Below are 26,646 nucleotides of genomic sequence, written 5' to 3' on the forward strand. Positions count from 1 at the left end.
CATTCGGGCTTGCTGCCGGCGATGGAAGACGCGAGGTCCTCGCTTGCGCGGGGAGGACGGCGTCAAGCCAGGGCGGGCCTGCCTTTGCTCAGCGGCCGCGCCGGGCGAACAGGCCGGCCAGCCCGACCAGCAGCGCAGCGCCGAGGATCGCGGCGGTCCAGCCGCTGAGTTGCCCGTCGATGAACCAGCGCAGCGCGCGGCCCAGGTAGAAGCTGGCGAGGGCGCCGACGCCACCGAGCAGCAGCGCCATCGCGACGGTCAGCCCCGGTCCGCGCGGATGCATCGCGCGCGCCACCAGTCCGACCACCATGCCCACCAAGAACGTCCCCAGCATCGCCCGCTTCCGTTGTTCGACTATCCGCTCGATCTGCCGCCGCCCCCGGGCTGCAGCGGCGTAACGATAACTCAACTCGGAACGCCGGCCGATACCCGACAGGCTCGGCCGGCCCCCGAACGCAAGGATCGCGCCCGGGCGGTATAATGCAAGCCGTCCCGGCGGCGCTCGACCAGGGCCCGAATAGATTCAAGACGCTCAAGACGCTCCGCAACCTGCGCAGGCAGTACGCAGGCGATGCAAGAGCAATATGTGCGCCGCCATGCCCAGCGCAGGCAAGCTGCCGCAAGGCCGGAATGGCCCGGCAGCCGGACAGCGACAAGTCCCCAAACCATGCAACTGCTCGCAATCGGAATCAATCACAACACGGCGCCCGTCTCGCTACGCGAACGGGTGGCGTTTCCGCTCGAGCAGATCAAGCCGGCGCTGGGGGCGCTGCGCACCCAGCTGGCCGGCAAGCGCGGCACCGAGGCGGCGATCCTGTCGACCTGCAACCGGACCGAGATCTACTGCGCCACCGACCTGGTGCTGTCCGGCTCGGAAGGCTTCGATCACACGCTGCGCTGGCTGGCGCAGCACCACAACATCCCTGCCGGCGAACTGGCTCCGCACCTATACGCGCTGCCGCAATCCGAGGCGGTGCGCCACGCTTTCCGCGTCGCCAGCGGCCTCGATTCGATGGTGCTGGGCGAGACCCAGATCCTGGGCCAGATGAAGGACGCGGTGCGCACCGCCGGCGAGGCCGGCACGCTCGGCACCTATCTGAACCAGCTGTTCCAGCGCACCTTCGCGGTGGCCAAGGAAGTGCGCGGCCAGACCGAGATCGGCGCGCATTCGGTGTCGATGGCGGCGGCGGCGGTACGGCTGGGACAGCGCATCTTCGAGAGCATTTCGGGCCAGCGCGTGCTGTTCATCGGCGCGGGCGAGATGATCGAGCTCTGCGCGACGCATTTCGCCGCGCAGAGCCCGCGCCAGATCGTCGTCGCCAACCGCACGGTGGAACGCGGCGAGAAGCTGGCCGAGCAGCTGGCGGCGCAAGGACTCAATACCGAAGCGATCCGCCTGTCCGAGCTCGGCTCGCGGCTGCACGAGTTCGACATCGTCGTCTCCAGCACCGCCAGCTCGCTGCCGATCATCGGGCTGGGCGCGGTCGAACGCGCGGTCAAGCAGCGCAAGCACCGGCCGATCATGATGGTCGACCTCGCCGTGCCGCGCGATGTCGAGCCCGAAGTGGCGCGGCTCGATGATGTCTTCCTCTATACCGTCGACGACCTCGGCGCGATCGTGCGCGAAGGCAACGCGATGCGGCAGGCCGCGGTCGCGCAGGCCGAGGCGATCATCGAAACGCGCGTCCAGCATTTCATGCACTGGCTGGAGACGCGCAGCGTGGTGCCGGTGATCCGCGAACTGCAGGCCAACGGCGAGGCGATGCGCCAGGCCGAGCTCGAACGCGCGCGCAAGATGCTGGCGCGCGGCGACGATCCCGAGGCCGTGCTCGAGGCGCTGTCGGGCGCGCTGACCCGCAAGTTCCTGCACGGTCCGACCCACGCGCTGAACCACACCCAGGGCGAGGACCGCGAGGCGCTGCTGCGCCTGGTGCCCGGCCTGTTCCGCCACAGCAGCCACTCCGAGCGCTAGCCGCGCTCGCCGCGGGCGTCCGCGCCGCCTTTGCGCCCTTGCGCCGGCGGCCTTGCCCGCACCGCCGCGCCCCGCCCCTGCGGCATCCGCCCGCATCAGGCGGCGCCCCGCACCAAGACGCCAAATCCGGATTCCGATGAAAGCCAGCATGCAAGCCAAGCTCGACCAACTGGCCGAGCGCCTCGACGAAGTCAACGCCCTGCTCGCGCGCGAGGACGCGACCGCGAACATGGAGCAGTACCGCAAGCTGACGCGCGAGCATGCCGAGCTGTCGCCGGTGGCCGAGCAATATGCGCACTACCGGCAGGCGCAGGACGATCTGGCCACCGCGCAGGCGCTGCTCGACGACCCGGAGATGAAGGCCTTCGCCAGCGACGAGATCGATGCCGCGCGCGCCAAGCTCGAACAACTGGAGGCCAGCCTGCAGACGCTGCTGCTGCCCAAGGACCCCAACGACGACCGCAACCTGATCCTGGAAATCCGCGCCGGCACCGGGGGCGAGGAAAGCGCGCTGTTCGCCGGCGACCTGCTGCGGATGTACACGCGCTATGCGGAGCGGCAGCGCTGGCAGGTCGAGATCATGAGCGAATCGCCGTCGGACCTGGGCGGCTACAAGGAAGTGATCGTCCGCATCGCGGGCGAGGCGGCGTTCTCCAAATTGAAGTTCGAATCGGGCGGCCACCGCGTGCAGCGCGTGCCGGCCACCGAGGCGCAGGGCCGCATCCATACCTCGGCCTGCACGGTCGCGGTGATGCCCGAGGCCGACGAGCTCGGCGAGATCGAGATCAATCCGGGCGATCTGCGCGTGGACACCTTCCGCGCCTCGGGCGCCGGCGGCCAGCACATCAACAAGACCGATTCGGCGGTGCGGCTGACCCACCTGCCGACCGGCATCGTGGTCGAATGCCAGGACGACCGGAGCCAGCATCGCAACAAGGACAAGGCGATGAAGGTGCTGGCGGCCCGGCTCAAGGACATGCAACTGCGCGCGGCGCAGGCGAAGGAAGCCACCACGCGCCGCAATCTGATCGGCTCGGGCGATCGCAGCGACCGCATCCGCACGTACAACTTCCCGCAGGGCCGGGTGACCGACCATCGCATCAATCTGACGCTGTACAAGATTGACATGATCATGGACGGCGATCTCGACGAATTGGTGGGGGCGCTGGCGGCCGAGCACCAGGCCGATCAGTTGGCGGCGCTGGGTGAAGACGCGTAACGAGGCATAAAGACGCGTAAATACCGGCGGCGATAATCGCTACGGTTGTTTTCCGCCGGCAAAATACTTGTATTTCTTGTAAATGCCTGAAACAGCCATGGTAACGACATGGTTGGTCGCTATAATCGGAAACGGCTAACCCGGCACAAATACCGGGCGAGTCTTTTCTCGATAACGGACAAAAGGACGAAATCATGAAGAAACTGCTTGCGTTGTTGATGGTCACCGCTGCAGTGGCTGCTTGCGGCAAGAAGGATGAAGCCCCCGCCTCGTCGAACGTCGACAGCGCGATGGCGAGCGCCGCCGAATCGGCGAAGTCCGCCGCCAGCGACGCCGCCGCGGCTGCGGAATCCGCCGCCGACGCCGCCAAGGCCGCGGCCAGCAACGCAGCTTCGGACGTGTCCGCCGCCGCCGAGCGCGCCAAGGACGAGGCGGCTGCCGCCATGGCGAACGCCAAGGACGCCGCCAGCAACGCGGTCAACGAGACCGCCGACAAGGCCAAGGAAGCGACCAAGAACTAAGCCGTCGCCCGCGCCGTACCGAGCCCCGCCACGGCAGTACGCCGGCGGGGCTCTTCTCTTTTGAAGGCGCATGGCGCTTGGCGCCGCGGCCAATACTCTCGCCCTCGCGCGCTTCACCTCCGACTGCTCCGATGACCGATTCCCCGTCCTCCGCACCGCTCCCCGCCGGCCCCCTGCCGGCGCAGGCGACGCTGCGCGAGGCCCTCGCCGCCATGACGCAGGCCGGGCTGCCGGCGCTGGAAGCGCGCATGCTGCTGACCCACGTGACGGGCCTGACCCGCACCCAGCTGATCACGCGCGATACGCAGCCGCTCGACGCCGCCCAGCATGCCGCGCTCGCCGCGCTGCTCGCACGGCGGCTGGCGGGTGAGCCGATGGCCTATCTGGTCGGCGAGCGCGAGTTCTACGGCCGTCCGTTCCGCGTCAGTCCCGCGGTGCTGATCCCGCGCCCGGACACCGAGATCGCGGTGCAGGCGGCCCTCGTGCGCCTGACCGGCACGCAGGCGCCGCGGGTGCTGGATCTGGGCACCGGCTCCGGCATCCTCGCCGTCACGCTGGCCTCCGAACGGCCCGATGCACAGGTCTGGGCAACGGACATCTCGCCTGCCGCGCTCGATATTGCGCGCGCCAACGCGGCGGCGCTGGGCGCCGACAACGTCCGCTTTCTCGAATCGGATTGGTATTCGGCGCTGCCCGACGATGCCCGCTTCACGCTGATCGTCAGCAACCCGCCCTATATCGCGGCCGGCGATCCGCACCTGTCCAGCGGCGACCTGCGCTTCGAGCCGGTCGATGCGCTGACCGACCATGGGGACGGGCTGTCCGACCTCGCGACCATCGTCGCCGGCGCCGGCGCGCATCTGGAAGCGGGAGGATGGCTGCTGATGGAGCATGGCTTCGACCAGGGCGAGGCGGCCCGGCAATTGCTGCGCGATGCGGGCTTTGCCGAGGTCTTCACCGAGCGCGACCTGGGCGGCAACGAACGCTGCAGCGGCGGGCGCTGGCCGGGCGGGAACGCCGGGTAGAGGACCGGGTAGAGGACTGGGTAGAGGGCCAGGTACAGGGCCGGGCAGAGGGCCGGCGTCCACGCGCCCGAGGCCGGGTTCAACGAGGCCCCGGCGCGGGTCCAGCGCCTGAAGCCGCAGTCCGAATCCGGTAGAATCTTCCCGATCCCGCGCGCCACCCTTCGGCTTTTCATCCCATCGGCCGGCGCGCGTCTCCGATTCCATGGCGCGCGGTTCGCCTCAGCGCCAACCTTCCGAAGCGAAAATCATGAGTGACGTGCAACAAAAGATCGACCAGATCGTCAAGGGCCATCCCGTCGTGCTGTTCATGAAGGGCACGGCGCAGTTCCCGATGTGCGGTTTCTCCGGCCGCGCGATCCAGATCCTGAAGGCCTGCGGCGTCGACGCGCCGATGACGGTCAACGTGCTGGAAGACGACGGCATCCGCCAGGGCATCAAGGAATACGCTAACTGGCCGACCATTCCCCAGCTCTACGTCAACGGCGAATTCGTCGGCGGCTCGGACATCATGATGGAGATGTACCAGAGCGGCGAGCTGCAAACCCTGCTGAAGGGCTGAGGTTCTGGAGCCCGCGATGAGCGCCGGGCCCGCCGCCGCGCCGCGGCGCGTGATCGTCGCGATCACCGGTGCCACCGGCGCCGTCTATGGCGTGCGCCTGCTGCAGGTGCTGGGCGCGGTCGCCGACGTCGAGACGCATCTGCTGATCTCGCCGGCGGGCGTGATGAACCTGCAGCACGAACTGGACATCGGCAAGGCCGAGGCCGAGGCGCTGGCCGACGTGGTGCACAACGTGCGCGATATCGGCGCGACCATCGCCAGCGGCTCGTTCCGCGCGCAGGCGATGGTGATCGCGCCGTGCTCGATGCGCACGCTCGCCGCGATCGCGCATGGCCTGTCCGACAACCTGATCACCCGCGCGGCCGACGTCACGCTGAAGGAGCGCCGCAAGCTGGTGCTGATGGTGCGCGAGACGCCGCTGAACCTGGCGCATCTGCGCAATATGACGGCCGTCACCGAAATGGGCGGCATCGTCTTTCCGCCGGTACCCGGCTTCTATCAGAAGCCCGATACCATCGCGCAGCTGGTCGACCATACAATCGGACGCGTGCTCGACCTGATCGATGTGCCGCAGACGCTGGCGCCGAGCTGGGCCGGCCTGAACGGACAGATCTGAGCCGCGCGCATCGCGGCGCCTCGCCGGCCACGGCGGCCACCCTCCCGTTCTGACGCTTTAACGCTTTTACGCTTCCGCGCTCAGCGCCAGTGCCCCCGTCCATGGCCGTGGCCATGCCCATGCCAGTGGCCGTGTCCGCCGCGGTAATAGCCGCGGTACGGATAGCCGTAGTAGTAAGGCCGCGGCGCCACCACCACCGGCGGCGGCGCGACATAGACGGGTGCCCCCACGCCGACCGTGACGCCGGCATCGACTGGCGCCGGGTAGACGGCGCAGCCGGACAAGCCTGCCGCCGCCACTGCCCCCAGACCTGCCAACCACGCTTTCATTTTTTGCCCCTGTTATACGGAATCGATGACGCCGTTATACGGGGCGGCTCGGTAATACGGGGTCAGGGGCCTGTAACCCACGTTACCGTTCCCTACAAGCCGGGGGGGCGGGCCCGACCGCCGTTCGGCATAGGACCGGACAGGGACCGGACAGGGACTGGACAGGGACCGGAGAGGGACCGGAGAGGGACCGGAGAGGGACCGGAGAGGGACCGGAGAGGGACCGGAGAGGGACCGGAGCGGGACCGGAGCGGGAAGATGCACCTAGAAGGACGCGCCGCCGCGGTAACCCTCGTTAACCCTTGCAGCGGCCCGCCTTCGCCCACCTCACAGATCGAAGCGGATACCTTGCGCCAGCGGCAGCGCGTCGCCGTAATTGATCGTATTGGTCGCCCGCCGCATATAGCCCTTCCAGGCATCCGAGCCGGATTCGCGCCCGCCGCCGGTCGCCTTTTCGCCGCCGAAGGCGCCGCCGATCTCCGCGCCGCTGGTGCCGATATTGACGTTGGCGATGCCGCAGTCGCTGCCGGCCGACGACAGGAAGCGCTCGGCCTCGCGCAGCGACTCGGTGAAGATGCACGACGACAGGCCGTGCGCCGCCGCGTTGTTCAGCGCGATGGCCTCCTCCAGCGAGGTGTACGGCATCAGGTACAGGATCGGCGCAAAGGTCTCGGTCAACATGGTGTCGTGCTGCGTATCGGTGACCACCAGCGCCGGCCGCATATAGCAGGCATGCGGATAGCGATCGGCCAGCAGCCGTTCGCCGCCATGCACCGCATTGCCCTGGGCGCGGCAGCTGGCGAGCGCGTTGGCCATGTTGTCGCCCGCGGCGCGGTCGATCAGCGGGCCGACCAGCGTGCCCGCCTCGAGCGGATTGCCGACCGGCAGCCGCGCGAAGATCTGCGTCAGCTGCTCGCGCACCGTGTCGAACAGGTCGACATGGACGAAGGCGCGGCGCAGCGTGGTGCAGCGCTGTCCGGCGGTGCCCGCCGCGGCGAACGTCATCGCGCGCAGCGTCAACGACAGGTCGGCCGACGGCGCCACGATGGCCGCGTTGTTGCCGCCGAGCTCGAGGATGCTGCGCTTGAACTGGCCGGCGCAGGCGATGCCGACCTCGCGGCCCATCCGCGTCGAGCCGGTGGCGCTGACCAGCCGCACATGGGGATGCGCGACCAGCCGTTCGCCGAGTTGCCGCCCGCCGCACAGCACGGTGGCGATGCCCACGTGCTCGGGCGCCGTGGCCTCGATCACGCGATCGAGCAGCGCCTGCACCGCCAGCGCGCACTGCGGCGTCTTCTCCGACGGCTTCCATACCACCGCGTTGCCGCACACCAGCGCCAGCGCGGCATTCCACGCCCACACCGCCACCGGGAAGTTGAACGCCGAAATCACGCCGCAGACACCGAACGGATGCCAGGTCTCGCGCATCGCATGCTGCGGCCGCTCGCTGGCGATCGTCAGTCCATGCAGCTGGCGCGACAGGCCGACCGCGAAGTCGCAGATGTCGATCATCTCCTGCACTTCGCCCAGCCCTTCCTGCAGGATCTTGCCGGTCTCGAGCGAGACCAGTTCGCCAAGCGCGCTTCGATGTTCGCGCAGCACCTCGCCCAAGCGCCGCACCACCTCGCCGCGCACGGGCGCGGGCACCAGCGCCCAGCCGCTCTGCGCGGCGTGCGCCTGCGCGATGCGCGCGTCCGCCTCGTCGGCGCTGCACGCGGCGATATGCCCGAACACCTCGCCGTCGATCGGCGAGCGTGCCGGCAGCGCGCCGTGGCCGCCGGGCCCGTCGCGCCAGGGAATGGGCTGGCCGATGGCGCGCCAGCAGCGCTCGAATGCGTCGGCTTTCATGCGAGGGCCTCCTGTAGCGGATGGCAGGTGTAGTGCCTGCCGAAACGGTTGGCGAGGAAGGCCTCGAGCCGCATGTCCTCCTGGCGGACGAAGCCCCGTTGCGGCAACTGGCCGGCGATCACCATGTCGAGCGCGGCGCAGACGCCCGCGGCGGTGGTCAGCTGGATCGCGTTCAGATGGCCGTGCTCGCCCTCGGCGCCGCCGATGCGGGCGGAGAACGAGGCCTGCGTCAGCGGGCCGAGGCGTCCGTCCTCGCCGGCCGTGCGGCCCGTGGCGCTGGCGAACACCACCACCACGTCCTGCTCGGTCAGCGGAATCGCGCTGTCGAAGATCTCGCGCAGCCAGTCGCGCCGTTCGCGCAACCGCAGATCGTCGAGCAGCAGCTTGATCACCGCGCAATGGCCAGGATAGCGGATCGACTTGTAGTCGACGTGGCGCGCGCGCCCGGCCAGCGTTTCGGGCAGCGTACCGAGCCCGCCCGAGGTATGGAAGGCCTCGTACTCGATGCCGTCCAGCGCGAAGCTCTCCAGCCCCTCGAGCGCCGGCACCTCGACGCGGCGCCCATCGGCGATCGCCTCGCAGGGATTGCAGTACTCGTTGATCAGCCCCTCGGTGCTCCAGGTCAGGTTGTACTTCAGCGCATTGTTCGGATAGCGCGGCAGCGCGCCGACGCGCATGCGCAGGTCGAGCAGCTGGCCGCCGCCGCGCAGGAAGCGCTGCGCCAGGTCGTGGCCGACCACGCCGATGAAGCCCGGCGCCAGCCCGCACTGCGGCATCAGCACGGCGCGCGCATCGGCGGCCAGCGCGCGGATCGCCCGCGTGGCCGCGACGTCCTCGGTCAGGTCGAAATAGTGCACGCCCAGTTCGGCGGCGACCGTCGCGACCGGCACCGCCGCATGGAAGGGCAAGGCATTGATCACCGCGGCCGCGCCGGCCAGCGCTTCCATGCACGCCTGTCGTTCCGAGGGGTCGGCCACGCGGGTGGAGACGCCCGCTGGCAGCGCGTCGAGCGCGTCGCGGTAACGGTCGACCACGGTCACCGCGTAGTCGCCGCTGTCCTGCAGCATGGCGGCGATGGTGCGGCCGATCTTGCCGGCACCGAGCACGGTGACGGGCAGCGCCGCACCGGAACGAGCCGAAGGGAAGGAAAGGTTGTTGTTCATGACGGTCCTCCGACGCGGGAAATGGAAGCGTGCCAATGTCGCGCGGGATGGCCGGGTGCCGGCGCATCGAGCCATCCCGTACCCAAAGTATGGTGTCGCGCGCCGTCGGATTGAACAGGCAACAATGACGAAAACCCGCCATAATCGGGCGAATCGACGATGTATCTCGACGAAACGACGAGACGCCGGCACCGCACCAGACCGAAGCCCGAAGCCCGGAGCCCGGAGCCCGGAGCCCGGAGCCCGGAGCCCGGAGCCCGGAGCCCCGAGCCCCGGAGCCCGCAGCCCGCAGCCCGCAGCCTGAAGCCCGTAGACGGAGACCGCATGACCGACCTCGACCAGACCGACCGTCACCTGCTGTCGCTATTGCAGGCCAATGCGCGCGACAGCGCCGCCAATCTGGCGCGCAAGCTCGGCATCGCCCGCACCACGGTGGTCGCCCGCATCGCCCGGCTGGAGCGGCTCGGCGTGATCGCCGGCTATGGCGTGCGGCTGGGCCAGCAGATGGAGGACAACGCGATCCTGGCGTTCTGCGGGCTGTCGGTGCAGCCCAAGACCGCGCCCACGGTACTGCGCGCGCTGCAGCGCTTCCCCGAGGTGGTGGAGCTCGATTCGGTCAGCGGGCCGGTCGACTACATGGCGGTGATCCGCTGCGATACGCATGCGCGGCTGGACCGGCTGCTCGACGAGATCGGCGCGCTCGATGGCGTGAACCACACCAGCACGTCGATCGTGCTGGCGCGCAAGATCGACCGGCGGCGGCCGGTGGGGTGACGGGCAGCCTCGGCTTCGGCATTGGGGCTCCTTGGCGTCCCCGCCCCCTGCCCTCTGCCCGTGCCTCTGCCCCTGCCTCTGCCTCTGCCTCTGCCTCTGCCTCTGCCTCTGCCTCTGCCTCTGCCTCTGCCTCTGCCTCTGCCTCTGCCTCTGCCTCTGCCCCCTGCCCGCATCCCCGCGCCCCCGCGCCCCCGCGTGCCCGCGCTGTCGCCTCCCGATGCCCTCCCGCCCCGGCGCCCCGCCCCGCACTCCCTGCACCCGCCTGCGTCCGCCTGCGCACATCGCGCAAACGCGGCAAACTGGCGGCCCGTTCGCAAGAACGCAGCATCGCAACATCGCTTCAGGAGGAATCCCGATGAACACACCAATCCGTGTCGCCGTGGGCGGCGTGACCGGCTGGGCCGGCGGCGAACTGGCGCGCGGCGTCGCGCACGCGCCGGACATGACGCTGGTGGCCGGGCTGTCGCGCGGCGCGGCCGGCCAGACGCTGGCGCAGCTGACAGGCCACGCCGACACGCCGGGCAAGGCCGTCGCCAGCATCGCCGAGCTGGCCGGCACGCCGTACGACGTCTACGTCGAATACACCAAGCCGGACATCGCCAAGCACAACATCCTGCAGGCGCTGGCGCAGGGCGCGCACGTGGTGGTCGGCACCTCGGGGCTGTCCGACGAGGACTATGCGGAGATCGACGCCGCCGCTCGGGCGGCCGACCGCGGCGTGCTCGCCTGCGGCAATTTCGCCATCACGGTGGTGCTGCTGCAGAAGTTCGCCGAGATGGCCGCGCGCCATCTGGACCAGTGGGAAATCATCGACTACGCCAAGGCCGGCAAGGTCGACGTGCCGTCGGGCACGGTGCGCGAGCTGGCCTACCGGCTCGGGCAGGTCAAGGCCGCCACGCAGACGGTGCCGCTGGACCAGGTCAAGGGACCGGTGGAGACGCGCGGCGCCACGATGTCCGGCACGCAGGTGCATGCGGTGCGGCTGCCCGGCTATCAGCTCGGTGTCGAGGTGATCTTCGGCGCCGACGGCCAGCGTCTGCATCTGAAGCACGAGGCCGGCGACGGCTCCAAGCCCTATGTCTCCGGCGCGCTGCTGGCGATCCGCAAGGTGCATACGCTGCGCGGCGTCGTGCGGGGCCTGGACAAGGTGATGGAAGGGCTGTAGGCCCGCAGGGACTCCGAATAGGCTGGCACGGACTCCCAGTACGCCGACAGGGACTCCAAGTTCGCCGGGCCCCGCAAAAGGCGGAGGCCCGGCGACTTTCGCTCTGCTCGGCAACCGGCACATCGCCCGATCAACCGGCCGGGGTCCCGCCTGCGCGGGAACGACAGCAAATGCGGACGACGCAGGCCGGGCTTACCAGCTGCCCGGCTTGCCGTCGCCCTCGCCCTTCTTCGGCTTCTGCACCACGGCCTTGGGCGCGCTCGGCGCCGAGGCGGCGCCCGGGTTCAGTTGCTGCGTGATGGCCGCATCCTTCTGCGCCATCACGGTACGAGCCCGTGGCAGCAACAGCTCGATGCTGCCGGTGTCGGGATCGTCGGGAATCGAATAGACCTCGACGGTCAGCGGCGCCTGCATCCATCCGGCATGGACGCTGTTGACCGTCTTGCCGTCCTTGTCCAGCAGCGCCACCTGCTCCTCGCGGAACGGCTTGCCATAGCGCGCGGTCAGCGTGCGCAGCGTCGACTGTTCGGAGCGCACGCCATCGGTCGGCACGATCAGGCCCACCAGCGCATTGCGATCGACCACCGCCAGCGCATGCGGGCCGTCCATGAAGGCCGGCCGCTGCTTGCGCGGCACGCCGACCTGGCGCATTGCGCCATCGCCACGCACTTCCACGCAGAAGGCGGTCACATCGGTGCCGTCCGGGGTGCGCTTGTCCGCGCAGTCCGGCAGATCTGGCATCGGATTGCCGATCTTCAGCGCGCCGAGCAGCGGCGCCAGCATGTCGGCTCCGGGCGACGCGGGCGGCGTCGCGGGGGACGCAGCGGAAGCAGGGGACGCGGAAGTGGCGGGGTTGGCGGCAGTGGCGGGAGTGGCGGCGGTGGTGGCCGGCTTGGCGGCGTTCGCCGACTGCGCGCCGGCCGCGCTTGCCGCATGGACTGCAGGTGCCGCGACCAGCACACCGGCCGCGGTAAAACCGGCCACAGCCAGGCCGGCAAGTTGGAATCGCATTCAAACTCCTGATTTTGGGGTCGGGCGTTGGAGCGGCCGGGCCGCCCGATGTTCCGGATGTGACGCCGCCGCGAGCGATCGACCCGCCCGGAGGCGCGCGGGCGTTGCCGGCGGCTCACATTGAGCGGGCGTGGCGACGGCGATGCGCGAGCGCCCGCGAGCCCGCGGGCCCGCGCGGCTGACGCAGGCGGCCGTGGGCAACAACGGCGCACAACTATACCGGCTTCCGAGCACCGCTCCCGCGGCGCCCGCCCTCCCCCTCAATCCAGCGAAATATTCTTCGCCCGGATCACCTTGCCCCAATGCTCGCGGTCGGCGGCGACGTAGCGGTCGATCTCCGCCTGGCTCATCGGCTGCAGCACCTGCAAGCCCAGGCCGTTGAAGGTCGAGCGGAACTGCGGGTCGCGCAGGGTCTGATCGGCCGCGGCGCGCAGCTTCTCGACGGCCTCGGGCGGCGTCTGCGCCGGCACCGCGAGCCCGAACCAGGTCGCCGCCTGGAAGTTCGGATGGCTCTCGGCGACCGTCGGCACATTGGGCAGCACGTCCAGCCGGTTGCGGCTGGTCACCGCCAGCGCCTTCAGCTTGCCGGCCTTGATATGCGGCAGCGAGGTGCTGACTACATCCACCATCAGCTGCACGTCGTTGGCGAGCAGCGCCGCCAGCGCCGGCGCGCTGCCGTTGTACGGCACATGGGTCAGCTCGATACCCAGCTCGGTCTTGAGCATCTCGGTGGCCAGCTGCAGCGCATTGCCCAGGCCTACCGAGCTGTAGTTCAGCTTGCCGCCCTGGCTCTTCGCATAGGCGGCGAACTCGCGGATGTTGTTCGCCGGCACCTGCGTATTGGTGACCACCACCAGCGGCACCTCGGCGCCGATGCTGATGATCTTGAAGTCCTTCGGCGGGTCGTAGGTGATCTTCTTGTACAGCATCGGGTTCAGCACAATGCTGCCGTTGGTCGCGAAGCCGACCGTATAGCCGTCGGCCGGCGCGCGGGCGACCAGGTTGGTGCCGATCATGGTGGCCGCGCCGGGCTTGTTGTCGACTACCACCGGCTGCTTCAGTACCTTGCTCATGCCCTCGGCCAGCGCGCGGCCGAACTGGTCGGTCGATCCGCCCGGCGTGTACGGCACGATCAGCTTGATCGGCCGGTCCGGATAGGCCGCGCCTGCGGTTGTCACCGCACCGAATGTCGCCGCCAGCATCGCGGCAAGACCCAGCGCAGACCTCAGCGCAAACCTCAGCGCCGACCTCAGCGTCGATCGCTGCGCAGACCTCGGCGCCAACGTCAGCGCCAACCTCGGCGCCAACTTCGGCGCCAATCTCGCCTCCACCGCGGCGATGCCCCGCCGGGCCCGCCTTCCCGCTTTCCAGCCTTGCATGGTGTCTCCTTCCTTGTGTGCTGCTTCGTGGTGTGCTGCGTTCCGGTGGGCGATGCCCGCCGCGTTCAGACGCGCCGCGTCCGCCCCTGCCAGTATTGGTCGCGCAGACGCCGTTTGGCGAGCTTGCCGGTCTCGTCGCGCGGCAGTTGCTCGGCGATCACGATGGTGCGCGGCACCTTGAAGCCCGACAGCCGCTCGCGCAGCCAGGCGATGATCTCGGCCTCGTCCAGGCGCTCGCCCGGCATCGGCTGCACCATCGCCAGCAGCCGCTCGCCGTATTCGTCATCAGGCACGCCGAACACCACGCAGTCGGCCACGCCCGGATAGCGCACCAGCTGGTGCTCGATCTCGGCCGGATAGATGTTGACGCCGCCCGAGATCACCATGTCGGACGCGCGGTCGCACAGGAACAGATAGCCGTCGGCGTCGAGGTATCCCATGTCGCCCAGCGTCACCAGGCCGCCGACATCGATCGCGCGCCGCGCCGCGTCGTTGTTGCGATAGGTGAAGTCGGGGTAGGCGGGCTGGCGTACGTAGATCAGGCCCACTTCGCCGGTCTCGCACGGCGTGCCGTCCTCGCGCAGGATGCGCACGCTGGCCTGGTCGACCGGCCGGCCCGCGGTGCCGGGCCTGGCCAGCGCATCGGCGGGCGTGGCGACGGTGATCATGCCCGCCTCGCTGGACGCATAGGTTTCGTGGATCACCGGGCCGAGCCAGTCCAGCATCGCGCGCTTGACCTCGGGCGCGCATGGCGAGCCGGTCGAGGCGACGAAGCGCAGCGACGACAGGTCGTAGCGGCGGCGTACCTCATCCGGCAGCTTCAGCAGCCGCACATACATGATCGGTACCAGGTAGACGACATCGATTCGATGCCGCTCGATCAGTGCCAGCACCTCCTCGGCATCGAAGCGCGGCGTCAGCACCAGGCGCTCGGCGATCTGCAGTGCGTTCTGGATGAACACGCCGGGCGCGCTGTGATACAGCGGCGCCGACATCAGCGCGCGGCAGCCCGGCACGATGCCGATCGACTGTGCGACCACGGAGCGCATCGCCGCCTGCTGCGCATCGAGCCGGTCGAGCGGCACGGCCTCGCGCAGCACGCCCTTGGGCCGTCCGGTGGTGCCGGAGGTGTAGGCCATGTGACCGCGCGGGGCCACGCGCGGGCCGTCATAGGCCGGCTGGGCCGCGAGCCAGGGCTCGTATGCCAGGACTTCGAGCGCCGGCGGCGCGGCGTCTTCGCCGACCGCCAGCACCGGCATGCCCGCCGGCACCGCGGCCTGCACCGACGGCAGCAGGTCGGCATGGGCGATCAGCACCTTGGCGCCGCTGTCCTCGAGCAGGTAGCGCACCTCGTCCGCGGTGAAGTGCCAGTTGATCGGGCAGTAGTAGCAGCCGGCGGTACGGCAGGCGTGGACGATGTCGGCGAACGGCGCGTCGTTGCGCAGCAGCACCGCGATCACGTCGCCCTCCGCCACGCCGAGCGCGCGCAGCCCGCTGGCCAGCCGGCTGCCGCGCGACAGCAGTTCGTCGCCGCTGCGATGTAGATCCTGGAACCAGAGGTCCGCCGCCATTCGAGTGCTCCTGTGCGCAAGGCGCGCGTGCGGGCACGGGCGCCGTCATATTGAGCGGTCACTGTAACGGCGGGCACCGCCATCGACAATTGCCTGGCCGCGCAGCACAATGTTGAGCCCAGCGCGACAATCCCCCAGGCAATCCCCGATGGACGCACCATGGACCTGAACCTGATCCAGGCCTTCGTCGATATCGTCGACGCGGGCAATCTGGCCGAAGCCGGCCGCCGGCGCGGCGTCACGCGCTCGCAGGTCAGCCGGCAGCTGCGCGAGCTGGAGGTCCAGGCGGGCGCGCAATTGATGCGCCGGACCACGCGGCGGCTGGAGCTGACCGAGCCCGGCCACGCGCTGTACCGCCACGGGCTGGCGATCCTGCGCGAGGTCGCGTCGGCGCAGGCTGAAATCGACAGCCTTGGAAAGACGCTGCGCGGCCATGTACGGCTCAGCGTGCCCACCGGTCTGGGCGACACCTTCGTCGCGCCGCTGCTGCTGGCCTTCGCCGAGCGGCATCCGGGCATCACGCTGCGCGTGTTCTTCAACAATCGCGTCAACGACCTGATCGCCGCCGAGATCGACGTGGCGCTGAAGGTCACCTCGCAGCCGCCGCTGGACCATGTGGCGCGCGACGTCTGCGCGATCGAATGGGGCCTCTATGCGGCGCCGTCCTATCTGGAACGGTTTGGACCGATCCGGGTGCCGGCGGACCTCGCCGCGACCGACTTCCTGTGCCCGCCCTACTTCGCTCGCCCGTTCGAGCTGCATCTGATGCGCGGCGACGAACGCGATGCGGTGCAGCTGCTGCCGCGCCTGCAGTCCGAGCACTTCCCCTTCCTGATCCGCGCGGTGCAGGCCGGACACGGCGTCTGCCTGCTGCCGGTCTATGCCGGCTGGCAGGACGCGCACGCGGGCCGGCTGGTGCAGGTGCTGCCCGACTGGCGGCCCGAGGGGCTGGGCGACCGGCTCTATCTGATCACCACGCCAAACCCGCATCCGCCGATGGCGACGCGGGCGCTGATCGACTTCCTGCGCGAGCAGATTCCCGCGCTGCCGGTGTTCCGGGACGCGCCCGACGGTTCAGTCTGAACCGCGTCCGGCCCGGCGCCGGACGGCGGCGAGCCAGTCCGCCCATCCGATCCTCACGCACTTTCAATTTGCAAGCTAGAATGCTTGCAAATTGAAAGTAGAAGTCATTGGCAAGACCAATCGGAAACAGACGGAGGAGACGTGGGCCACACCGACTTTGCCAGCATGCCCTGCCCGATCGCCCGCTCGATGGCGGTGCTGGGCGAGCGCTGGGCGATCCTGCTGATGCGCGAGGCCTTTTATGGCAGCACGCGCTTCGACGAATTCCAGCGCAACCTGGGCATCGCGCCCAATATCCTCAGCGCGCGGCTGAAGACGCTGGTCGAGCACGGCATGTTCGAGCGCGTGCCGGCCGACGGCGGCGCGCGCCACCATTACCTGTTGACCGACAAGGGCCGCGATTTCTTCCCGGCCTTCGTCGCGCTGAAGGCCTGGGCCGATCGCTGGATGACCGACCGCGGCCCGATGACGGTGCTGCTGGACCGCCGCACCGGCGACGAGATCGCCGCACCGGCGCTGACCCGCGCCGACGGCAGCCCCGTGACGCTGGACGACCTGCGCGTCACCGCCGGCCCGGCCGCCGGCAACCACCTGCGCCGCCGCTTCGCGCCCGAAACCGATACCGTCGAAGCCACGGAGGCAGGCAATGACCGAACTGCATGACGCCGTCCGCGTTGCGGGCCCTGCCGGGGCGTTTCCGGCCCGCGCCCCGACGCTGACCCCGCCTTCCGCTGCTGCTTCCGCTCCTGCCTCCCCTTCCGATCCCACTTCCGCTCGCGCTTCCTGCGAGCCCACTTCCGCTCGCGCTTCCTGCGAGCCCACTTCCGCTCCCACCGCCGGACCCGCGGCGCGGGGCGCCGCAATGGCGGCTGCGCCTGGCGCGGCCGCGCCGCGCGCGGTGCCGCGGGCCATCGTCAAGCTGGCCGCGCCGACCAGCCTGATCGCGCTGCTGCAGGCCGTCGCGCAATTGATCGAGACCTGGCTGGCCGCGCGCCAGGGCACCGCGGCGCTGGCCGGCTGGGCCGTGGTGCTGCCATTCGCGCTGCTGCTGCAGCAGATGTCGACCGGCGCGATGGGCGGCGGTGTGGTGTCGGCGATCGCCCGCGCGCTCGGCGCCGGCAAGCGCGAGGACGCCTCCGCGCTGGTGCTGCACGCGCTGATCATCGCGGCCTTGGCCGGGCTGGCGTTCGCCATCGCGCTGGCGGGCTTTCCGCATGCGGTGCTCGGCGCGGTGGCCGGGGAAACGGCCGCCGAAGCCGCCGCCGGCTATGCGATCTGGCTGTTCGGCGCCGGCGCGGTACCGGCCTGGCTGTCCAACACGATGGCGTCGGTGCTGCGCGGCGGCGGCCGCCATGCGCTGGCGGCGCGCGTGCTGTCCCTGATGTGGATCGCCTTCCCGCTGCTGGCGTGGGCGCTGGCTGAGCCGGCCGGCATGGGCCTGGCCGGCATCGGCGCCGCCTTCGCGCTTGTGTCGTGGGCCGCGGCGCTGGGCATGGCGGTGGTGGTGATGCGCGGCGGCGCGGGCTTCGTACCGGTGCTGCGCGTGCGCCCGAACGCGGCGCTGTTCCAGCGCATCCTGTCGGTCGGGCTGGTCGCCTGCGGGCTGGCCGCGCTGGCCAATCTGGCGACGATCCTGGTGACCGCGCAGCTGCGCCCCTACGGCACCGCGGCGGTGGCGGCCTATGGCATCTCCGCGCGGCTCGAATTCCTGATGATCCCGCTGGCCTTCGGCGTGGGCTCGGCGCTGACCGCGCTGGTCGGCCGTGCGGTCGGCGCCGGCGACTGGGACGGGGCGCGGCGCACCGCCTGGATCGGCGCGCTGCTGGCGCTGGCGCTGGCCGGCACCATCGGCATCGCGGTGGGGCTCGCGCCGGCTCGCTTTGCCAGCTGGTTCACCAGCGACGCGGAAGTGGCGGCGATCGCCGCGCGCGCGCTGTCGTGGATCGCGCCGGCCTTCGGCGGCTTCGGCCTCGGCATGGCGCTGTATTTCGCGTCGATGGGCGCGGGCCGGATGCGCTGGCCCATTGCCGCCGGCATCGCCCGGATTGGCCTCGCCGCCGGCGGCGGCTGGCTGCTGGCGCATGTCGGCGGCATGGGGCTGGACGGCCATTTCCTCGGCGTGGCGCTCGGCATCACGGCCTACGGCGCGGTGACGGCGATGGGCGTGCGGCGCGAGGTGTGGTCGGGAAGGTAGCGAGGCGATGGGCCGGGATGGGGTTGAGACGAGGCGGCGCTGAGGTAGAGCCAGGGCGGTAGTGCGGCGGCGGTGAGGCGGCGCTAAGGCGGGGGCAAGGCGGCGCTTGACACCGCCAATGCGGCGAGGCTGGAACGCGGCCGCCATCGCGGCTCGGCGCCCCGCGCATGCGCGCACGCCGTATCCCCGGTATCGTGCGGCTTATCGTGCCGACGCGGCACGCCTGTCCGGAGCACCATGACCCCTCGCCGATCGATCCTGACGGCCGCGCTGATCGTCGCCCTGCTGCATTGCTATATCGGCGTGCGCCTGCTGCCCGCGCTGCCGTGGCCGCTGGCGGCAAAAGCGCTGGCCGCGCTGTGGCTCGCCATCTCCGCCGTCTCGATGCCGACCGCGCTGCTGGCGCGCCGCTTCGAGCCGCCGTGGGGCGATCGCCTCTCGTGGCTCGGCATGCTGGCGATGGGGCTGTTCTCGACGCTGCTGATCCTGACGGTGCTGCGCGAACTGGTGCTGCTGGCCTGCGCGCTGGCCGGCTGGTATCCGCCCGCGCTGCCGGTCTGGAGCGCCGTCGGCACCGTCGCGCTGGCGCTGCTGGTCTCGCTGCTCGGCTACTGGAACGCGCGGCGGGTCGCGCGCGTGGTCGACGTCGAGGTGCCGATCGCCGGACTGCCCGCCGCGCTCGACGGCTTCACCATCGCGCAGCTCAGCGACATCCATGTCGGCCCGACCATCAAGCGGCCGTACCTGCAGCGCATCGTCGAACGCGTCAATACGCTCGGCGCCGATGCGATCGCGATCACCGGCGACCTGGTCGACGGCAAGGTGCCGGAGTTGAGGGAACACACGGCGCCGCTGGGCTCGCTGCGCGCCCCACATGGGGTCTACGTCGTCACCGGCAACCACGAGTACTACGCCGGCGCGCACGCGTGGATCGACGAGCTGCGGCGGCTGGGGCTGCGCGTCCTGCTGAACGAACACGTGGCGATCGAACGCGACGGCGCCAGGCTGGTGCTGGCCGGCGTCACCGACTTCAGCGCCGGGCATTTCGATCCCGCGCATCGCAGCGATCCCAAGGCGGCGCTGGCGGGCGCGCCGGCCGATGCGGCGGTGCGCGTGCTGCTAGCCCATCAGCCGCGCAGCGCGATCGCGGCGGCCGAGGCCGGCTTCGATCTGCAGTTGTCGGGGCATACGCACGGCGGGCAGTTCCTGCCGTGGAACCTGTTCGTGCCGATGCAGCAGCCCTACGTCGCCGGGCTGCACCGCCACCGGAACATGTGGGTCTATGTCAGCCGCGGCACCGGCTACTGGGGACCGCCCAAGCGCTTCGGCGCGCCGTCGGAGATCACGCGGATACGGCTGCGGCGGCCAACGGCGTAGCGGGGAAACGAGCGCGGCCTGGGCACGGCTTGAGCACCGCGTGAAGCGGCATGACCAATGTCTGGGCAAGGCCAGGGCAAGCGCTGAGCTCGCGGGCGCAGCGCGGCCAGAGCATGGCCTGAGCATGGCCAGAGCAAGCCCCGAGCGCCGGCCGACCCCATCCGACGCCGGTCTATAATCGCCGCACCCCGCCGCGCCTGCGGTCCTGCGTGCCGCGCGCGGCGGCAGAGCCTTGCCGCGGCATGCGGCCGCCGCGGCCCTCCTTCGAACGCAGTCCCCGTGCGAGCCAGCAGCATCCATGGTCTCCGGTCCGGTCCCATGAACACTGCCAGTTTCACCCACCACACGATCGCCATCCAGCAGGTCCAGCAGACGCTGCTGGGCGCGCGCCATCGCGGCGCCGACATCGCCGCGCTGCTGCGCCGGGCCGGCATCGCGCCGGCGCTGCTCGATTCGCCGGTGGCGCGCGTCACGCAGGGCCAGTACGCGGCGCTGGCGTTCGCGATGCGGCGCGCGATGCGCGACGAGATGTGGGGCCTGTGCAGCCGGCCACTTCCGCTGGGCAGCTTTGCGCAGTGCTGCCAGATGCTGGTCCGCATGCGCACGCTGGGCGAGGCGATGCAGGCGGGGCTGCGCTACTACCGGCTGCTGATCGACGACTTCGTGCCGCGGCTGCGCCGCCATGGCGAGATCGCGATGCTGTCGCTGTCGCCGCGCGTCCCCTACGATGCGCGCCTGGCCTACGCGGCCCGTGCCTTCGCGTTTCTCGGCTACGGCCTGGCCTGCTGGCTGGCGGCGCGCCGCGTGCCGCTGATCGGCGTCGACTACCCCGATTCGGAGCTGGGCCCCAGCCCCGACGCCGCGCTGCTGTTCCAGGCGCCGGCGTCCTACGGCCACGACTACACCGGCTGGCGCTTCGAGTCGCGCTGGCTCGATCTGCCGGTGGTGCAGAACGAGGCCAGCCTGCGCGAATTCCTGCGGCACGCGCCGGCCAGCCTGCTGATCAAGTACCGCGACCAGACCAGCATCACCGAACGCATCCGCCGCATCCTGCGCCGCAACCTGACCGGCGAGCTGCCCACGCTCGAGGACGTCGGGGAGCAGCTGGCGATGACGCCGCAGACGTTGCGCCGCCGGCTGCGCGAGGAAGGCCAGGGCTTTCGCGGCATCAAGGACGACCTGCGCCGCGACGCCGCGATCGAATACCTGGCGCGCCCCGAGCTGACGCTGCCCGAGATCGCCAGCCTGCTGGGCTTCTCCGAGGCCAGCACCTTCCACCGCGCCTTCAAGCATTGGACCGGGGTCGCGCCCGGCCAATATCGCCAGGCGCATCTGCGCGAGCACTGAGCCGCCTTCGCGCATCGGCGCTTGCTCTGCGGGTTTCCCCGTAGCCGCAAGGACCTGCGCGCCGCGCTGCGTTCGCACGCGCTCCGGCTTGATCGTTCATGCCAATGCGATTCAGCGCTTCGGCCATGTATCGGTGCGCGCTGCCTTCCTAGACTGTGGTCACCGTGGCGGCAGGACCGTCGACCAGCGGACACAGAACAGGAGACAGACATGGCAGACACATCGAAGTCGCGCCGGCGCGCACTGTGGGCCCTGGCCGGCGGCGCGCTGGGCGCCTGGTCACCGTGGCCCGCCGTGGCGCTGGCCAAGTCCGACAGCTATCCCTCCCGCACGCTGACGATGATCATGCCGTTCCCGCCGGGCGGCGCCACCGACGTGCAGATGCGTGCGCTGGCGCACGCGCTGTCCAGGGAAATGGGGCAGCAGGTGGTGGTGGTCAACCAGCCCGGCGTCGCCGGCACCATGGGCCCGGCCGCGATGGCGCGCAGTGCGGCGCCCGACGGCTATACGTTCTCGGTGGCCCCGGCCACGCTGTTCCGCCTGCCGCATCTGCAGAAGGTCAATTTCGATCCACTCAGCGACTTCACCTATGTGATCTGCCTGACCGGCTACACCAACGGCCTGGTGGTACGCGCGGACGCGCCGTGGAAGACGCTGCAGGACCTGTTCGCCGACGCCAAGGCGCGGCCCGGCCAGATCAGCTACGGCTCCACCGGCATCGGCAGCGGCGGCCACGTGGCGATGGAACGGCTCGCGCTTGCGGCCGGGGTCAAGTTCAACTTCATTCCCTTCAAGGGCATGGCCGAGGAAACCACCGCGCTGCTCGGCGGCCATCTCGACGTGATCTCGGACCCCGGTTGGGGCGCGCTGGTCGATGGCGGCAAGGCCCGGCTGCTCGCGACGCTGGGCAACACGCGGCTGCCGCGCCGCCCCAATGTACCGACGCTGAAGGAGCTGGGCTACGACATCACGGTCAATTCGCCGGTGGGCATCGTCGCGCCCAAGGGCATGGAACCGGCCGTGCTGAAGACCCTGCACGACGCGCTGCGCAAGGCGATGCGCGACCCCGACTACCAGCGCATGCTGGCGGACTACGACCAGGTCGACATGTACATGAGCAGCGCCGAGTATCGGCAGTACGCGATCGACCAGTTCGCGCGCGAGAAGGTGTTCCTGAGCCAGATCGGCGTCAAGCTGCAATAACAGGCAATGCGCTGCAGCCAGGCACGCGGCAAACGCAGGCGGCGCTGATCGTTTCGGCCAGGCACTTTGGTTGCGCGGGCCATTGGCGCATCGCGGCGCGAGGGGCACAGTGGGACCACGCAGCAGGCAAACAACGAGGACCAGACCATGACACGCAAAGTCCATGTCGCCGGTGTCGGCATGATTCCCTTCAGCAAGCCGGGCAAGAGCGAGCCCTATATGGTCATGGGCGAGCAGGCCGCGCGCCTGGCCCTCGACGACGCCGGCGTGCCGTACGACGCGGTGCAGCAGGCCTACGTCAGCTACGTCTACGGCGATTCGACCGCGGGTCAGGCGGCGATCTACCGCGTCGGCCTGACCGGCATCCCGGTCTTCAACCTGAACAACAACTGCTCGAGCGGATCGAGCGCGCTGTTCCTGGCGCGCCAGGCGGTGCAGAGCGGCGCGGTCGAATGTGCGATTGCGCTCGGCTTCGAGCAGATGGTGCCCGGCGCGCTCAAGGGCGCCTATGACGACCGCCCCTCGCCGATGGCGCGCTTCGCCGAGACCATGGGCGAGCTGCAGGGCATTGATGCGAACGCCCCGCGGGCCGCGCAGTTCTTCGGCGGCGCGGGACGCGACTACATCAGGCAGCACGGCATCCGCCCCGCCACCTTCGCCCGCATCTCGGTCAAGGCGCGCCAGCACGCCGCGCGCAATCCGCTGGCGGTCTTCCGCGACACCGTGACGCTCGACGAGGTGATGGCCGCGCCGATGGTGTTCGAGCCGCTGACGCGGTTGCAATGCTGCCCGCCAACGTGCGGCGCCGCGGCGGCGATCCTGTGTTCCGAAGACTTTGCCCGCCGCCACGGGCTCGACATGCGCGTCACCATCGCCGCGCAGGCGATGACCACCGATACGCCGAGCACCTTCGCCCAGCGCGACATGCGCCAGCTGGTCGGCTACGACATGAGCCGTGCCGCCGCCGCGCAGGTCTACGAGATGGCCGGCATCGGGCCGGAGGACATCGACGTGGTCGAACTGCATGACTGCTTCACCGCGAACGAGCTGATCACCTACGAGGCGCTCGGCCTGACCCCCGAGGGCACCGCGGAGAAATTCATTCTCGAGGGCAACAACACCTACGGCGGCCGCGTGGTGACCAACCCGTCCGGCGGCCTGCTGTCGAAGGGCCATCCGCTCGGTGCCACCGGCCTCGCGCAGTGCGCGGAACTGACCTGGCAGCTGCGCGGCCAGGCCGACCAGCGCCAGGTCGACGGCGCGCGGCTCGCGCTGCAGCACAACCTCGGACTTGGCGGCGCCTGCGTGGTGACGCTCTATCAGGCGGCCTGAACCATGATCGATCGCCAATACATCGGGCACCGGATGGCACCCTTCACCGTGCCGGTGGAGGCGGGCCGGCTGCGCCTGTTCGCCAAGGCCACCGGCCAGCACGATCCCGTCTACACCGACGAGGCCGCCGCCCACGATGCCGGCCACCCGGGGCTGCCGGTGCCGCCCACCTTCCTGTTCTGCCTGGAGATGGACGCGCCCAACCCGGCCGCGATCCGCGAACTGCTGGGCCTGGACTATCGCCGGCTGCTGCACGGCGAACAGCGCTTTACCTATCACGCGATGACCTATGCGGGCGACCGGCTGACCTTCGAGCAATGCATCGAGGACATCTACGACAAGAAGGGCGGCGCGCTCGAATTCGTCGTCCGCCGCACGCGCGTCAGCAACCAGCACGGGACGCATGTCGCCGACCTGCGCACGGTCACGGTGATGCGCCATGGATAAGGGAGCCCGACCGATGCCAACGCTGCGCTACGACGCCCTGCAGGTGGGCGATGCCCTGCCCGCCTTCGAGACCGAACCGGTGTCGCGGCTGACGCTGGCGCTCTATTGCGGCGCCTCGGGCGACCACAACCCGATCCACGTCGACACCGATTTTGCGCACGCCGCGGGCCAGCCCGACGTGTTCGCGCACGGCATGCTGTCGATGGCCTATCTCGGCAGGCTGCTGACCAACTGGGTTCCACAGCAGGCGCTGCGCGACTTCGGCGTGCGCTTCGTCGCCATCACGCAGGTGGGCGACCGGCTGACCTGCCGCGGCACCGTGGTCGAGAAGATGGAGGCGCACGGCGAGAAGCGCGTGCGGATCGAACTGAGCACCGTGGACCAGAACGGCGAGGTCAAGGTGGCCGGCGACGCGGTGGTGGCGCTGCCCTGACGACAGGCAGCCGGGGCGGAATAGCACGGATAACACAGATACAGCGAGGAGCAGACGCATGAACAAGCTGCAGGACAAGGTGGCACTGGTATCGGGCTCGGGACGGGGCATCGGCCGCGAGATCGCGCTGAAGCTCGCGTCGGAAGGCGCCCGCGTGGTGGTCAACGACCTTGACGAGGCGCCCGCGCTGGACGTGGTGGAGACGATCCGCGCGAGCGGCGGCAAGGCGGCGGCCTGCGTCGGCAGCGTGACCGAGGCGGGCTTTGCGGACCGCTTCGTCAATACCGCGCTCGAGCAGTTCGGCGGCCTCGACATCATCGTCAACAACGCCGGCTATACCTGGGACAACGTGATCCAGAAGATGAGCGACGAGCAGTGGGAGGACATCCTGGCGGTGCACCTGACCGCGCCCTTCCGCATCCTGCGCGCCGCGTCGGGCTTCATTCGCGAGGCCGCCAGGCAGGAGGCCGAGCGCGGCACGCCGGTGTTCCGAAAGGTCGTCAATATCTCGTCGACGTCCGGTGTCTACGGCAACGCGGGGCAGGCCAACTACGCCGCCGCCAAGGCCGGCATCAACGGCCTGACGCGCGCGATGGCCAAGGAATGGGGCCGCTACAAGGTCAATGTCAACAGCATCGCGTTCGGCCTGATCAAGACGCGGCTGACCGAGGCCGATGCGCAGGCCGACGCCAGCATCGACATCGCGGGGCGCAAGATCAAGGTCGGCGTCAATCCGCAGATCCTGAAGAACGCCGAGGCGCTGATTCCGCTGGGACGCGGCGGCACGCCCGAGGAAGCGGCCGGCGCGGTCTACCTGTTCTGCATCCCCGAGTCCAACTACGTCAGCGGCCAGGTGCTGGTCTGCGGCGGCGGGCGCCCGTAATTCGCACCGGAACCGCGCCATGACGATCCAGCATGCGTCCCGTCCGTGGATGAACAGCGAACTGGAGGTGCTGCGCGATACCGCGCGGCGCTTCTTCGAGAGCGAATGCGTGCCGCGCCAGCCCGCGTGGGTCGAGCAGAAGCATTGCGACCGCGAGATATGGCGCCGCGCGGGCGAGCTCGGCCTGCTGTGTTCGGGCATTCCCGAGGCCTACGGCGGAGGCGGCGGCAGCTTCCTGCACGAAGCGGTGATCTGCGAAGAGCAGCAGCGCGCGCTGGTCACCAGCTTCAGCATCAACGTGCACAGCGGCATCGTCGCGCACTATCTGCTCGCCTACGGCAGCGAGGCGCAGAAGCAGCGCTGGCTGCCGGCAATGGCGCGCGGCGAGATGGTGGCGGCGATCGGCATGACCGAGCCGGGTGCGGGCACCGACCTGCAGCGGATCAAGACCACCGCGATCCTCGGCAGCGATGGCCGGCACTATCTGGTCAACGGCGCCAAGACCTTCATCACCAACGGCTGGCACGCGGACCTGATCTGCCTGGCGGTCAAGACCGATCCCGAGGCGCGCGCCAGCGGCGTGTCGCTGCTGATGATCGAAACGCGCGACCTGCCGGGCTTCCAGCGCGGGCGCCTGCTCGACAAGATCGGGCAGCGCGGGCAGGACACCGTCGAGCTGTTCTTCGACGGCGTGATGGTGCCGGCCGAGAACCTGCTCGGCAACGAGGAAGGCCGCGGCTTCCGGCAGCTGATGCAGCAGTTGCCGCGCGAGCGGCTGCTGATCGCGATCGGCGCCGCGGCCACGATGCAGCGGGCCGTCGACGACACCCTCGCCTATGTGACGCAGCGCCACGTGTTCGGCGAGCCGCTGATGGCGATGCAGAACACGCGCTTCAAGCTCGCCGAGTGCCAGACCCATGCCACCATCGCGCGCAGCTTCGTCGACGACTGCATCGGCCGGCTGCAGCGCGGCGAGCTCGACGTGCCGACCGCCGCGATGGCCAAGTGGTGGAGCACGCAGACGCTGTGCCAGGTCATCGACGAATGCCTGCAGCTGCATGGCGGCTACGGCTATATGAACGAATACCCGATCGCGCGGATGTACACCGATGCGCGCGTGGGCCGCATCTATGGCGGCGCCAACGAGGTGATGAAGGAAATCGTGGCGCGGGCGATGGAAGACTGAGGCAGCGGT

The 26,646-nt window shown here is 69.9% G+C and carries 26 protein-coding genes; 19 read left to right on the top strand and 7 right to left on the bottom strand.

Translation table 11 applies throughout. From position 1 onward, the window contains the following. Positions 1–88: 88 nt before the first annotated feature. Entirely contained in the window at positions 89–334 is a 246-nt protein-coding gene (locus F1599_RS06440; RefSeq protein ID WP_149319664.1) for a hypothetical protein, read from the bottom strand. Positions 335–667: 333 nt separating this feature from the next. Between F1599_RS06440 and hemA the strand changes: the two genes are divergently transcribed. The 6 genes from hemA (at position 668) to F1599_RS06470 (ending at position 5,912) form a co-directional block, all read left to right on the top strand. Beyond that, a complete protein-coding gene (gene hemA, locus F1599_RS06445) occupies positions 668–1,972 on the top strand; it encodes a glutamyl-tRNA reductase (protein WP_149319665.1) in 1,305 nt (434 codons plus the stop codon). A 136-nt stretch (positions 1,973–2,108) separates the two neighbouring features. Then, positions 2,109–3,191 (top strand): peptide chain release factor 1, encoded by a 1,083-nt coding sequence (gene prfA, locus F1599_RS06450; protein ID WP_149319666.1) that lies wholly within the window; start codon positions 2,109–2,111, stop codon positions 3,189–3,191. A 194-nt stretch (positions 3,192–3,385) separates the two neighbouring features. Continuing rightward, positions 3,386–3,712 (top strand): hypothetical protein, encoded by a 327-nt coding sequence (locus F1599_RS06455; protein WP_006577776.1) that lies wholly within the window; start codon positions 3,386–3,388, stop codon positions 3,710–3,712. Positions 3,713–3,843: 131 nt separating this feature from the next. After that, complete coding sequence (gene prmC / locus F1599_RS06460) at positions 3,844–4,737, top strand: peptide chain release factor N(5)-glutamine methyltransferase (RefSeq protein ID WP_150082578.1); 894 nt, start codon at positions 3,844–3,846, stop codon at positions 4,735–4,737. Between the two features lie 247 nt (positions 4,738–4,984). Further along, positions 4,985–5,296, top strand: a complete 312-nt coding sequence (gene grxD, locus F1599_RS06465; protein ID WP_006577774.1) for a Grx4 family monothiol glutaredoxin — start codon at positions 4,985–4,987, stop codon at positions 5,294–5,296. A 16-nt stretch (positions 5,297–5,312) separates the two neighbouring features. Beyond that, positions 5,313–5,912 carry a UbiX family flavin prenyltransferase gene (locus tag F1599_RS06470; RefSeq protein ID WP_149319668.1) on the top strand — a complete coding sequence of 200 codons (600 nt, stop codon included), beginning with the start codon at positions 5,313–5,315 and terminating at the stop codon, positions 5,910–5,912. Positions 5,913–5,992: 80 nt separating this feature from the next. Here F1599_RS06470 and F1599_RS06475 read toward each other — a convergent pair whose 3' ends face one another. The 3 genes from F1599_RS06475 to F1599_RS06485 all read right to left on the bottom strand — a co-directional run bounded on the left by F1599_RS06475 (position 5,993) and on the right by F1599_RS06485 (position 9,252). Beyond that, complete coding sequence (locus F1599_RS06475) at positions 5,993–6,241, bottom strand: hypothetical protein (RefSeq protein ID WP_149319669.1); 249 nt, start codon at positions 6,239–6,241, stop codon at positions 5,993–5,995. 327 nt (positions 6,242–6,568) lie between these two features. Continuing rightward, positions 6,569–8,089, bottom strand: coding sequence for an L-piperidine-6-carboxylate dehydrogenase (gene amaB / locus F1599_RS06480; protein WP_150082579.1), 1,521 nt, complete (start codon positions 8,087–8,089; stop codon positions 6,569–6,571). Then, positions 8,086–9,252: a saccharopine dehydrogenase family protein gene (locus F1599_RS06485; RefSeq protein WP_150082580.1), complete on the bottom strand. Its 1,167-nt coding sequence runs from the start codon at positions 9,250–9,252 to the stop codon at positions 8,086–8,088. Before F1599_RS06485 ends, amaB begins: the two co-directional genes overlap by 4 nt. Before the next feature lie 324 nt (positions 9,253–9,576). On the opposite strand from F1599_RS06485, the gene F1599_RS06490 reads away from it, so the two are divergent. Together F1599_RS06490 and dapB are read left to right on the top strand one after the other, a co-directional pair. Beyond that, positions 9,577–10,026, top strand: coding sequence for an Lrp/AsnC family transcriptional regulator (locus F1599_RS06490; protein ID WP_053822624.1), 450 nt, complete (start codon positions 9,577–9,579; stop codon positions 10,024–10,026). 355 nt (positions 10,027–10,381) lie between these two features. Continuing rightward, on the top strand, positions 10,382–11,191 hold the full coding sequence (gene dapB / locus F1599_RS06500) for a 4-hydroxy-tetrahydrodipicolinate reductase (protein WP_150082581.1): 810 nt from the start codon (positions 10,382–10,384) through the stop codon (positions 11,189–11,191). Positions 11,192–11,383: 192 nt separating this feature from the next. Here dapB and F1599_RS06505 read toward each other — a convergent pair whose 3' ends face one another. From F1599_RS06505 to F1599_RS06515, 3 genes are all read right to left on the bottom strand, one after another. Further along, entirely contained in the window at positions 11,384–12,202 is an 819-nt protein-coding gene (locus F1599_RS06505; RefSeq protein WP_223819514.1) for a hypothetical protein, read from the bottom strand. Positions 12,203–12,462: 260 nt separating this feature from the next. Next, complete coding sequence (locus F1599_RS06510) at positions 12,463–13,404, bottom strand: Bug family tripartite tricarboxylate transporter substrate binding protein (RefSeq protein WP_150082582.1); 942 nt, start codon at positions 13,402–13,404, stop codon at positions 12,463–12,465. A gap of 242 nt (positions 13,405–13,646) precedes the next feature. Beyond that, entirely contained in the window at positions 13,647–15,152 is a 1,506-nt protein-coding gene (locus F1599_RS06515; RefSeq protein WP_150082583.1) for an acyl-CoA synthetase, read from the bottom strand. Between the two features lie 159 nt (positions 15,153–15,311). On the opposite strand from F1599_RS06515, the gene F1599_RS06520 reads away from it, so the two are divergent. From F1599_RS06520 to F1599_RS06570, 11 genes are all read left to right on the top strand, one after another. Further along, a complete protein-coding gene (locus F1599_RS06520) occupies positions 15,312–16,235 on the top strand; it encodes a LysR family transcriptional regulator (protein ID WP_150082584.1) in 924 nt (307 codons plus the stop codon). Positions 16,236–16,376: 141 nt separating this feature from the next. Next, complete coding sequence (locus F1599_RS06525; RefSeq protein ID WP_150082585.1) at positions 16,377–16,898, top strand: winged helix-turn-helix transcriptional regulator; 522 nt, start codon at positions 16,377–16,379, stop codon at positions 16,896–16,898. Between the two features lie 199 nt (positions 16,899–17,097). Next, positions 17,098–18,429 carry an MATE family efflux transporter gene (locus F1599_RS06530; protein ID WP_150082586.1) on the top strand — a complete coding sequence of 444 codons (1,332 nt, stop codon included), beginning with the start codon at positions 17,098–17,100 and terminating at the stop codon, positions 18,427–18,429. Positions 18,430–18,666: 237 nt separating this feature from the next. Further along, on the top strand, positions 18,667–19,806 hold the full coding sequence (locus F1599_RS06535; protein WP_150082587.1) for a metallophosphoesterase: 1,140 nt from the start codon (positions 18,667–18,669) through the stop codon (positions 19,804–19,806). Between the two features lie 318 nt (positions 19,807–20,124). Further along, entirely contained in the window at positions 20,125–21,153 is a 1,029-nt protein-coding gene (locus F1599_RS06540) for an AraC family transcriptional regulator (protein ID WP_149319678.1), read from the top strand. 210 nt (positions 21,154–21,363) lie between these two features. Next, complete coding sequence (locus tag F1599_RS06545; protein WP_149319679.1) at positions 21,364–22,356, top strand: tripartite tricarboxylate transporter substrate binding protein; 993 nt, start codon at positions 21,364–21,366, stop codon at positions 22,354–22,356. A gap of 147 nt (positions 22,357–22,503) precedes the next feature. Beyond that, on the top strand, positions 22,504–23,688 hold the full coding sequence (locus F1599_RS06550; RefSeq protein WP_150082588.1) for a lipid-transfer protein: 1,185 nt from the start codon (positions 22,504–22,506) through the stop codon (positions 23,686–23,688). A gap of 3 nt (positions 23,689–23,691) precedes the next feature. Continuing rightward, positions 23,692–24,135, top strand: coding sequence for a MaoC family dehydratase N-terminal domain-containing protein (locus F1599_RS06555; protein ID WP_150082589.1), 444 nt, complete (start codon positions 23,692–23,694; stop codon positions 24,133–24,135). Between the two features lie 13 nt (positions 24,136–24,148). After that, positions 24,149–24,568: a MaoC family dehydratase gene (locus tag F1599_RS06560; protein WP_150082590.1), complete on the top strand. Its 420-nt coding sequence runs from the start codon at positions 24,149–24,151 to the stop codon at positions 24,566–24,568. Between the two features lie 58 nt (positions 24,569–24,626). Beyond that, positions 24,627–25,451 carry an SDR family NAD(P)-dependent oxidoreductase gene (locus F1599_RS06565; RefSeq protein ID WP_150082591.1) on the top strand — a complete coding sequence of 275 codons (825 nt, stop codon included), beginning with the start codon at positions 24,627–24,629 and terminating at the stop codon, positions 25,449–25,451. 19 nt (positions 25,452–25,470) lie between these two features. Beyond that, positions 25,471–26,637, top strand: coding sequence for an acyl-CoA dehydrogenase family protein (locus tag F1599_RS06570; protein WP_150082592.1), 1,167 nt, complete (start codon positions 25,471–25,473; stop codon positions 26,635–26,637). Positions 26,638–26,646 lie beyond the last annotated feature (9 nt).

The sequence above is a fragment of the Cupriavidus cauae genome, assembly GCF_008632125.1.
Classification (GTDB): domain Bacteria; phylum Pseudomonadota; class Gammaproteobacteria; order Burkholderiales; family Burkholderiaceae; genus Cupriavidus; species Cupriavidus cauae.

Bases quoted from the DNA above. Each gene is read 5' to 3' on its own strand.
- F1599_RS06440 (WP_149319664.1), bottom strand. From the start codon at position 334: ATGCTGGGGACGTTCTTGGTGGGCATGGTGGTCGGACTGGTGGCGCGC.
- hemA (WP_149319665.1), top strand. From the start codon at position 668: ATGCAACTGCTCGCAATCGGAATCAATCACAACACGGCGCCCGTCTCG.
- prfA (WP_149319666.1), top strand. From the start codon at position 2,109: ATGAAAGCCAGCATGCAAGCCAAGCTCGACCAACTGGCCGAGCGCCTC.
- F1599_RS06455 (WP_006577776.1), top strand. From the start codon at position 3,386: ATGAAGAAACTGCTTGCGTTGTTGATGGTCACCGCTGCAGTGGCTGCT.
- prmC (WP_150082578.1), top strand. From the start codon at position 3,844: ATGACCGATTCCCCGTCCTCCGCACCGCTCCCCGCCGGCCCCCTGCCG.
- grxD (WP_006577774.1), top strand. From the start codon at position 4,985: ATGAGTGACGTGCAACAAAAGATCGACCAGATCGTCAAGGGCCATCCC.
- F1599_RS06470 (WP_149319668.1), top strand. From the start codon at position 5,313: ATGAGCGCCGGGCCCGCCGCCGCGCCGCGGCGCGTGATCGTCGCGATC.
- F1599_RS06475 (WP_149319669.1), bottom strand. From the start codon at position 6,241: ATGAAAGCGTGGTTGGCAGGTCTGGGGGCAGTGGCGGCGGCAGGCTTG.
- amaB (WP_150082579.1), bottom strand. From the start codon at position 8,089: ATGAAAGCCGACGCATTCGAGCGCTGCTGGCGCGCCATCGGCCAGCCC.
- F1599_RS06485 (WP_150082580.1), bottom strand. From the start codon at position 9,252: ATGAACAACAACCTTTCCTTCCCTTCGGCTCGTTCCGGTGCGGCGCTG.
- F1599_RS06490 (WP_053822624.1), top strand. From the start codon at position 9,577: ATGACCGACCTCGACCAGACCGACCGTCACCTGCTGTCGCTATTGCAG.
- dapB (WP_150082581.1), top strand. From the start codon at position 10,382: ATGAACACACCAATCCGTGTCGCCGTGGGCGGCGTGACCGGCTGGGCC.
- F1599_RS06505 (WP_223819514.1), bottom strand. From the start codon at position 12,202: ATGCGATTCCAACTTGCCGGCCTGGCTGTGGCCGGTTTTACCGCGGCC.
- F1599_RS06510 (WP_150082582.1), bottom strand. From the start codon at position 13,404: ATGCTGGCGGCGACATTCGGTGCGGTGACAACCGCAGGCGCGGCCTAT.
- F1599_RS06515 (WP_150082583.1), bottom strand. From the start codon at position 15,152: ATGGCGGCGGACCTCTGGTTCCAGGATCTACATCGCAGCGGCGACGAA.
- F1599_RS06520 (WP_150082584.1), top strand. From the start codon at position 15,312: ATGGACCTGAACCTGATCCAGGCCTTCGTCGATATCGTCGACGCGGGC.
- F1599_RS06530 (WP_150082586.1), top strand. From the start codon at position 17,098: ATGGCGGCTGCGCCTGGCGCGGCCGCGCCGCGCGCGGTGCCGCGGGCC.
- F1599_RS06535 (WP_150082587.1), top strand. From the start codon at position 18,667: ATGACCCCTCGCCGATCGATCCTGACGGCCGCGCTGATCGTCGCCCTG.
- F1599_RS06540 (WP_149319678.1), top strand. From the start codon at position 20,125: ATGAACACTGCCAGTTTCACCCACCACACGATCGCCATCCAGCAGGTC.
- F1599_RS06545 (WP_149319679.1), top strand. From the start codon at position 21,364: ATGGCAGACACATCGAAGTCGCGCCGGCGCGCACTGTGGGCCCTGGCC.
- F1599_RS06550 (WP_150082588.1), top strand. From the start codon at position 22,504: ATGACACGCAAAGTCCATGTCGCCGGTGTCGGCATGATTCCCTTCAGC.
- F1599_RS06555 (WP_150082589.1), top strand. From the start codon at position 23,692: ATGATCGATCGCCAATACATCGGGCACCGGATGGCACCCTTCACCGTG.
- F1599_RS06560 (WP_150082590.1), top strand. From the start codon at position 24,149: ATGCCAACGCTGCGCTACGACGCCCTGCAGGTGGGCGATGCCCTGCCC.
- F1599_RS06565 (WP_150082591.1), top strand. From the start codon at position 24,627: ATGAACAAGCTGCAGGACAAGGTGGCACTGGTATCGGGCTCGGGACGG.
- F1599_RS06570 (WP_150082592.1), top strand. From the start codon at position 25,471: ATGACGATCCAGCATGCGTCCCGTCCGTGGATGAACAGCGAACTGGAG.